This is a genomic window from Candidatus Methylomirabilota bacterium, from assembly GCA_035764725.1.
GTDB lineage: Bacteria > Methylomirabilota > Methylomirabilia > Rokubacteriales > CSP1-6 > DASRWT01.
In genome coordinates, this window is record DASTYT010000099.1 from 66,880 (window position 1) to 74,999 (window position 8,120).

The 8,120-nt window shown below is 70.9% G+C and carries 6 protein-coding genes; all 6 read left to right on the forward strand.

What is annotated here, in order from left to right; all coding sequences use genetic code 11:
- Position 1: 1 nt before the first annotated feature.
- Positions 2 to 2,851 carry an isoleucine--tRNA ligase gene (ileS, locus tag VFX14_16160; GenBank protein ID HEU5191220.1) on the forward strand — a complete coding sequence of 950 codons (2,850 nt, stop codon included), beginning with the start codon at positions 2 to 4 and terminating at the stop codon, positions 2,849 to 2,851.
- The gene (lspA, locus tag VFX14_16165; protein ID HEU5191221.1) at positions 2,852 to 3,325 is read left to right on the forward strand and encodes a signal peptidase II; all 474 of its coding nucleotides are present in this window, start codon (positions 2,852 to 2,854) and stop codon (positions 3,323 to 3,325) included. It begins immediately after the preceding gene.
- Positions 3,322 to 4,299 (forward strand): RluA family pseudouridine synthase, encoded by a 978-nt coding sequence (locus VFX14_16170; protein HEU5191222.1) that lies wholly within the window; start codon positions 3,322 to 3,324, stop codon positions 4,297 to 4,299. Before lspA ends, VFX14_16170 begins: the two co-directional genes overlap by 4 nt.
- A gap of 143 nt (positions 4,300 to 4,442) precedes the next feature.
- Positions 4,443 to 5,852, forward strand: a complete 1,410-nt coding sequence (glmU, locus tag VFX14_16175) for a bifunctional UDP-N-acetylglucosamine diphosphorylase/glucosamine-1-phosphate N-acetyltransferase GlmU (GenBank protein HEU5191223.1) — start codon at positions 4,443 to 4,445, stop codon at positions 5,850 to 5,852.
- 4 nt (positions 5,853 to 5,856) lie between these two features.
- The gene (glmS, locus tag VFX14_16180) at positions 5,857 to 7,695 is read left to right on the forward strand and encodes a glutamine--fructose-6-phosphate transaminase (isomerizing) (GenBank protein ID HEU5191224.1); all 1,839 of its coding nucleotides are present in this window, start codon (positions 5,857 to 5,859) and stop codon (positions 7,693 to 7,695) included.
- A 28-nt stretch (positions 7,696 to 7,723) separates the two neighbouring features.
- On the forward strand, positions 7,724 to 8,120 hold a 397-nt coding region (locus VFX14_16185), incomplete at its 3' end, for a GNAT family N-acetyltransferase (protein ID HEU5191225.1).

An 8,120-nucleotide genomic window follows, 5' to 3' on the forward strand; every position in this document is an offset into this window, starting at 1 on the left:
CATGGATTACAAGGACACGCTCAACCTTCCGAAGACGTCTTTTCCCATGAAGGCCAATCTCTCCACGCTCGAGCCCGAGCTGCTCGCGCGCTGGAAGAGCATGGACATCTATGGAAGGATCCGGAAGGCCGCCGCCGCCCGCCCGCTGTGGATCTTTCACGACGGACCGCCCTACGCGAACGGGCACATCCACATGGGGACGGCGCTGAACAAGATCCTCAAGGATCTCGCGGTGAAGGCCCACAGCATGCTGGGCTACAACGCCATGTTCGTCCCCGGTTGGGACTGCCACGGGTTGCCCATCGAGCACGGCGTGGACAAGGCGCTGGGCCTCGACGACGCCTCGGGCGTGGACGTGCGCAAGGCCATGGACCCGGTGGAGAAGATCCGCCGTTGCCGCGAGTACGCGCTTGAATTCCTCGACATTCAACGGGAGGAATTCAAGCGCCTGGGCGTGTTCGCGGACTGGGACAATCGCTACGCGACGCTCGATCCCGAGTACGAGGCGGTGATCGTCCGCGAGTTCGGGCGCTTCGTGGGGCAGGGCGCCGTCTACAAGGGCCTCAAGCCCGTGCACTGGTGCATGCACTGCAAGACCGCGCTCGCCCAGGCCGAGGTGGAGTACGAGGACGAGACGTCGACCACGGTGTACGTGAAGTTCCCAGTGGCCGCCCCCAGCCGGGGGCTCGCGGAGGCGCTGGGCGGCCGGAAGTCGTCCTTCGTCATCTGGACCACGACGCCCTGGACGCTGCCCGCCAATCTCGCCCTCGCCGTGCACCCCACCGAGACCTACACCGCGCTCGAGGTCGACGGCGAGTGGCTCATCGTCGCGCGCCCGCTGGCCGTGGCGGTGGCCAACCTGGCCGGCGTGGCTGGGCGGGCCCGCGGCACCAGTCTCGCGCTGCCGGGCGCGGCGCTGGTGGGCACGCAGGCCCGCCATCCGTGGATCGCGCGCGATTCCGTGGTGATCGGCGAGGACTTCGTGGCGATGGACGCGGGGACGGGGCTGGTCCACATCGCGCCCGGCCACGGTGAGGAGGACTACGAGGCGGGTCGACGGGCGGGACTCAAGATCTACAACCCGGTGGACGACGACGGGAAGTTCACCGCCGAGGTGGAGCACTTCGCCGGCCAGACGGTGTGGGAGGCGAACCCCAGGATCATCGACCTACTTCGCGAGCGCGGGGCATTGCTCGCCGAGATGCCGGTGAGCCATACCTATCCGCATTGCTGGCGCTGCAAGAACCCCACGCTGTTCCGCGCCACCGAGCAGTGGTTCCTCTCGCTGGACAAGACGGGGCTACGCCAGAAGGCGCTGGACGCCATCCGCAACGACGTCCGGTGGATCCCCGAGTGGGGGGAGTCGCGCATCTACAACATGGTGGCCCACCGGCCCGACTGGGTGCTCTCGCGCCAGCGTGTGTGGGGCGTGCCGATCGTCGCCTTCTACTGCAAGAAGTGCGGCGAGCTCCTCTTGGAAGAGCGCGTCGCCGAGCACGTGGCAGGGATCTTCCGCGCCGGACGCGGCATCGAGGAGTGGTATCTGCGCTCCGAGCGCGAGCTGTTGCCGCCGGGCACTCGCTGCGCCTCCTGCGGCGGCGACGACTTCCGGCGCGAGACGGACATCCTGGATGTGTGGGTGGACTCGGGCTGCAGCCACGCCGCCGTGCTGGAGGCGCGCCCGGACCTCCGCTGGCCCGCCGATCTCTACCTCGAGGGCTCCGACCAGCACCGCGGCTGGTTCCACTCCTCGCTGCTGGAGGCGATCGGGACGCGTGGAGCGCCGCCCTACCGGACCGTGCTCACCCACGGTTTCCTCGTGGACGGCGAGGGCCGCAAGATGTCGAAGTCCCTCGGCAACTACCTCACGCAGGAGGAAGTCCTGCCCAAGTACGGCGCCGAGGTGATCCGTCTCTGGGTGGCCGCCGAGGACTACACCGAGGACATCCGCCTCTCCGAGGAGATCCTGCGCCATCTCGCCGACGCCTACCGGCGCATCCGCAACACCTGGCGCTTCCTCCTCGGCACCCTCGCGGACTTCGATCCCGACCGTGACCGGGTGTCCTACGATCAGATGGACGAGCTGGACCGCTGGGCGCTGCTGCGGCTGGGGGAGCTGATCACGCGGGTCCGGCGCGCCTACGAGGAGTACCAGTTCCACGTGGTGTTCCACGCCACGCACAACTTCTGCGCGGTGGACCTCTCGGCGCTCTACCTCGACATCATCAAGGACCGCCTTTACGCCTCCGCGCCGAACGATCCGCGCCGGCGCGCCGCGCAGACCGTCTGCTTCGAGATGCTGACCGCCCTCGCGCGTCTCCTCGCCCCCGTGCTGACCTTCACCGCCGAGGAGGTCTGGGGGCACATTCCCGGGGCGGGGAAGCCCGACAGCGTGCACGTCACGACGTTCCCCGAGGAGCGCGGCGAGTGGGCCAACGAGCGGCTGGCCGCCGAGTGGGACCGCTTGCTCGAGGTGCGGGGCGAGGTGTCGCGGGCGCTGGAGGCCGCGCGCAAGGCCGGCAAGATCGGCAAGGGGATCGATGCCCTCGTGTTCGTGACGAACGCGCCGGAGGAGCAGTGGCGCCCGCTCCTCACCGCCAAGGGCGAGACGCTGCTCGCCACGCTCTTCAACGTGTCCGGCGTACGCCTCGCCGGCGCCCCGCCCGCCGGCCAGGCCACCGCCTTCGAGAGCGCGGAGATCCCCGGCCTCGCGCTCGCGGTGGTGCCCGCGAAGGCGCTGGGCTGGAAGAAGTGCGAGCGCTGCTGGCTCTGGACGGCCCGCGTCGGCGAGGATGCCGACCACCCCACGCTGTGCGAGCGCTGCGCGCCGGTGGTTCGAAGCCTGCGATAGATGCGGTCGATCTCCCTCCTGGCCGCGGCGATCCTCGTCGCCGACCAGATCACGAAGTGGTGGGCGCTGCACGGCCTCCGCTTCGGCGAGGCGGTGCCGGTGATCCCGGGCGTCTTCTCCCTCACGCTCGTCATGAATCCCGGCCTTGCCTTCGGCATGCTCGGCGGGGTGCCTGAGGGCTTCCGCTGGATGGTGGGGCTCCTGTCCATCGGGGCGGTGGTGCTCCTCGCCGTGATCGCCGCGCGGCTCCTACCCACCGGCGGGGCGTGGACACGCCTCGCGCTCGGCCTGATCTTCGGGGGCGCCGCCGGCAACCTGATCGACCGGCTCCGCTTCGGTGCCGTGGTCGACTACCTCGACTTCTACTGGGGTGCCTACCACTGGCCGGCCTTCAACGTGGCGGACTCCGCCATCACCGTCGGCGTGACCATTCTCGCCTTCCGGATGCTGGTGGACTCGCCCAAGGCCGGATGAGGCTGGACGCCACCGTCGCGCCCGATGAGGCCGGGACGCGGCTCGACCGCTGGCTCGCCGCGCGCCTGCCCGACATCTCCCGCACGCGCCTCAAGGGCTTGGTGGACGCGGGGCGGGTGCGGGTGGACGGCCGCGCCGCCAAGGCCGCGCTCCGGCTTCGCGCCGGCGCCCGGGTGGAGGCGGACGTGCCGCCGCCTCCGCCGGAGACGCTCGCGCCCGAGCCGGTTGTCCTGCGCGTGGTCTTCGAGGACGCCGACGTGCTCGTCGTGGACAAGCCGGCCGGCATGGTCACGCATCCCGGAGCGGGACGCATGACGGGCACGCTCGCCGCCGCCGCGCTCCATCACGCGCCCGCCATCGCCGGCGTGGGCGGGCCGCGTCGCCCCGGCATCGTGCACCGCCTCGACAAGGGCACCTCCGGCCTGATCGTGCTCGCCAAGACGCCGGCGGCCTACGATTCGCTCACCGCGCAGCTCGCCCGTCGCACGGTGAGCCGCCGCTATCTGGCTGTCGCCGATGGCCGTTTGCCCCGCGCTGAGGGCACGATCGACGCCCCGATCGGCCGCGATCCCCGCTCGCGCGTCCGCATGGCGGTCACCGCGGCCGGCAAGGGGCGGCGCGCGCTCACGCGGTACCGCGTGCTCGAGCGCTTCGCCGACGCCACACTGGTGGAGTGCCGGCTCGAGACGGGGCGGACGCATCAGATCCGCGTCCATCTGGCCTCGCTCGGCCATCCACTGCTGGGCGACGATACCTACGGGCGCCGCCGCACGGGCGCGGCCGACCCCGTCCGCGCGGCCCTCGTCGCCGGGCTCGAGGGTGTAGCGCTGCACGCCGTCGGCCTCGCCTTCCTGCATCCGGTCACGGGCGAGCGGATCGATCTCACTGCCGAGATCCCGACGCGGCTCGACCGTCTTTTGGCGCATCTGCGCGCGACGGCAGGCGCGGAGCGCAGGCGGCGCCCGCGGCGGTAGCGTCTCCTCCCCGCCCGAAAAGTGCGGGACCGTGTCGCTTCTTCGCACCTGCGTCGCGGGTCCCCGACACCTAAATAGTCGAAAAATCTGAGGGTGGCGTCTGCCGTCACCCTTGGCAAGCCCCGTGCTACGATCAAACGCGTATGCGATCCGGCCCTGCGTCCGCCTTGACCGTGATCATCCTGGCCGCGGGCGACTCGAAGCGCATGAAGTCCAGCCGGCCCAAGGTCCTGCATCCCCTCTGCGGCCGTCCCCTCATTCACTATCCCGTTGCGGTGGCCCGCGCCCTCGGCGGCACGGTGGTCCTCGTGGTCGGGCGCGGGTCCGACGACGTCCGGGCGGCGGTCGGCGAGGCGTCCGATCTGCTCTTCGTCGAGCAGAAGGAGCGGCGCGGGACGGGCCACGCGGTGCTTCAGACGAAGCCCGTGTGCCGGGACGCGACCGGGACCATCCTCGTCATCCCCGGCGATCAGCCGCTGATGTCGGAGGCGATGCTGCGCGGGCTCGTCGAGCACCACGTGGCCGCCGGCGCCGCCGCCACGCTCCTCACCGCCTGCGTGGACGATCCCACCGGCTACGGCCGCGTGGTCCGCGAGCAGGGGCAGCCGACCGCGATCGTCGAGCATCGCGACGCCACGGCCGCCCAGCGCGAGATCCACGAGATCGGCACCAGCGTGTACTGCTTCGACGCCGCTACGTTCTGGCCCGCGCTGGATCAGGTGACGCCGCAGAACGAGCAGGGCGAGTACTACCTCACCGACGTCGTCGGCATCCTGCGGCGCGAGGGCCGACGGCTCGAGGCGGTGGTGGCCCAGGATCCGCGCGAGTGCCTCGGCATCAACGACCGGAAGCAGCTCGCCGAGCTCGCGTCCATCTACCGGAGACGCATCCTCGATCGCCTCATGGCCGCCGGCGTCTCGGTGCTGGATCCCGCGTCGACCTATGTGGACGACACCGTGGTTATCGGCCCCGACACCGTGCTCTACCCGGGCGTGGTGCTGGAGGGCGTGACCACGATCGGCGCCGAGTGCGTGATCGGCACGGGCTCGCAGGTCTCCGGGAGCCGGCTGGGCGACCGTGTGCTGCTCAAGCCCTACTGCGTGCTCGCGGAGTCCTCGGTGGAGGAGGGCGCGCAGCTCGGCCCCTTCTGCAACCTGCGCCCGCTCTCGCAGGTGGGCGCCGGCGCCAAGATCGGCAACTTCGTCGAGCTCAAGAAGTCCAAGATCGGCCGCGGCGCCAAGGTGCCGCACCTCTCCTACGTGGGTGACGCCCAGGTCGGCGAGGGCGCGAATCTCGGCGCGGGCACCATCACCTGCAACTACGACGGTGTCCACAAGCACGAGACGGTGATCGGCGCCGACGCCTTCATCGGCACCAACTCGAGCCTGGTCGCCCCGGTGACCATCGGTGAGGGCGCCTACGTGGCCGCGGGCTCCGTCATCACCAAGAGCGTGCCGCCGGGCGCGCTCGCCGTCGCGCGCGGACGCCAGGAGACGCGCGAGGGCTGGGCGGCGCGCAAGAGGGCGGCAAAAAAGTCCGGACACAAGGAGTGAGCGTATGTGCGGCATCGTCGGCTACATCGGCGACAAGAGCGCGGCCGAGATCATCCTCGAGGGCCTAAAGAAGCTGGAGTACCGCGGCTACGACTCCGCCGGCGTGGCCGTGCTGGGGGCGGAGGGGCTGCAGGTGCGGCGCGCCGCCGGCCGGCTGAAGGGCCTCGAGGGCCTGGTGCGCGAGCGCCCGGTGGCGGGCTCCATTGGTGTCGGGCACACCCGGTGGGCCACGCATGGCCGCCCCACCGACGAGAACGCGCACCCGCACACCGACGGCTCCGGCAATCTCGTGGTCGTGCACAACGGGATCATCGAGAACTACCTGCCCATCAAGCAGCGGCTGCTCGCCGAGGGGCACGTCTTCACGTCGGAGACGGACACCGAGGTCATCGCGCATCTGATCGAGCGCCACCTCCAGGACACCCCGCGGCTCGACGAGGCCACGCGGCGGGCACTGCGCGAGCTCCGCGGCTCCTACGCGATCGTGGTGCTCGCGAAGAGCGCGCCGGACCGACTCGTCGCCGCCAAGCACGGCGCGGGCAGCGTGGTGGTGGGGCTCGGCGCGGGGGAGACCTTCCTGGCCTCCGATATCCCCGCCCTCCTCGCCCACACGCGCGACATGGTCATCCTGGAGGACGAGGACGTGGCGGTGGTCACGCGCCACGGGGTGGACGTCACCAAGCTCGACGGGGCGCCGGCCGAGCGCACGCCCACGCGCATCCTCTGGGATCCCATCCTCGCCGAGAAGGGCGGCTACCGCCACTTCATGTTGAAGGAGATCTACGAGCAGCCGCGCGCCGCCGCGGACACTCTGCGCGGCCGGGTGTCGCCGGAGAGCGGCACCGTGGTCCTCCCGGACATCAACCTCGATCCTGAAGTAACAAGCGGTCTATCCCGAATCGTCCTCCTCGCCTGCGGCACCTCGTATCACGCGGCCATCGTGGGGCGCTTCCTCATGGAGCGCATCAGCGGGCTGCCCGCCGAGGTCGACGTGGCCTCGGAGTGGCGCTATCGCGACGCGCCGGTGGGCCCCGACACGCTGGTCATCGCGATGTCGCAGTCCGGCGAGACCGCCGACACCCTCGGCGCGGTCAAGGTGGCGCGGGCCAAGGGCGCGCCCATCGTGGGCATCACCAACGTGATCGGCTCCGCGCTCGCGCGCGAGTCCACGGGCGTCGTCTACACGCCGGCCGGGCCCGAGATCGGCGTGGCATCGTCGAAGACGTTCACCGCCACCATCATGGCCGCCTACCTCCTCGCCCTGTGGCTCGGGCGCCGGCGCGAGACGCTCACCGCGGACGAGGGCCGCAAGCACGTGCAGGGACTGCTCGAGCTGCCGCGCCTCATCGAGAAGACGCTCGAGCTCGACGCCCCGGTGGCCGCGCTCGCCCGCGAGCTGGCGCGCTACAAGGACTTCCTCTTCCTCGGCCGCGGCATCCACTATCCGATCGCGCTCGAGGGCGCGCTCAAGCTCAAGGAGCTGTCGTACCTGCACGCCGAGGGCTATCCCGCCGGCGAGATGAAGCACGGCCCCATCGCGCTCATCGACGAAGGGCTCCCGGTGGTGGCGCTGATCCCCAAGGACGCGACCTACGACCGGATGATGGGCAATGTCGAGGAGGTGCGCGCCCGCGACGGCCGCGTGATCGCGCTCGCCCACGAGGGCGACCGCGAGGCCAAGGCCAAGGCGGACTGGGTGATCCCCGTGCCCGCGGCGGAGGAGCTCCTCTCGCCCATCCTCATGGCCATCCCGCTTCAGCTCCTCGCCTATCACGTGGCGGTGCGGCTGGGGCGCGACGTCGATCAGCCGCGCAATCTCGCCAAGTCGGTGACGGTGGAATAGCGCGCGGCGCGGCCGCGCGAGGAGTGCGGTGCTAGTCCGCCCGGCCACGCTCGATGACACGCGCGGCATCGCCACCGTCCACGTCCGCGGCTGGCGGGCGGCCTATGGCGGCATCCTGCCCCGCGATTTTCTCGACAAGCTCTCCGTGGACGAACGGGAGGCGCGCTGGCGCCGGAACCTTGGCGAGACCACCGCGCTGACCTTCGTGGCGGAAGAGGCAGGCGCGGTGATCGGCTGGGCCAGCGTCGGTGGGTGCCGGGACGAGGACGCGATTCCCGAGCTCGGCGAGCTCTGGGCGATCTACGTGGAGCCCGGGCGCTGGCGGAGTGGCGTGGGACGCGCGCTCTGGGACTGGGGAAGAGGGCGGCTCGTGGAGCGCGGCGCCCGGGAGGTCGTCGTGTGGGTGCTCGAGGCCAATCACCCCG

What these genes read in the sequence shown, in the direction of transcription:
- ileS (HEU5191220.1), top strand. Translation starts at nt 2, where the DNA reads ATGGATTACAAGGACACGCTCAACCTTCCGAAGACGTCTTTTCCCATG.
- lspA (HEU5191221.1), top strand. Translation starts at nt 2,852, where the DNA reads ATGCGGTCGATCTCCCTCCTGGCCGCGGCGATCCTCGTCGCCGACCAG.
- VFX14_16170 (HEU5191222.1), top strand. Translation starts at nt 3,322, where the DNA reads ATGAGGCTGGACGCCACCGTCGCGCCCGATGAGGCCGGGACGCGGCTC.
- glmU (HEU5191223.1), top strand. Translation starts at nt 4,443, where the DNA reads ATGCGATCCGGCCCTGCGTCCGCCTTGACCGTGATCATCCTGGCCGCG.
- glmS (HEU5191224.1), top strand. Translation starts at nt 5,857, where the DNA reads ATGTGCGGCATCGTCGGCTACATCGGCGACAAGAGCGCGGCCGAGATC.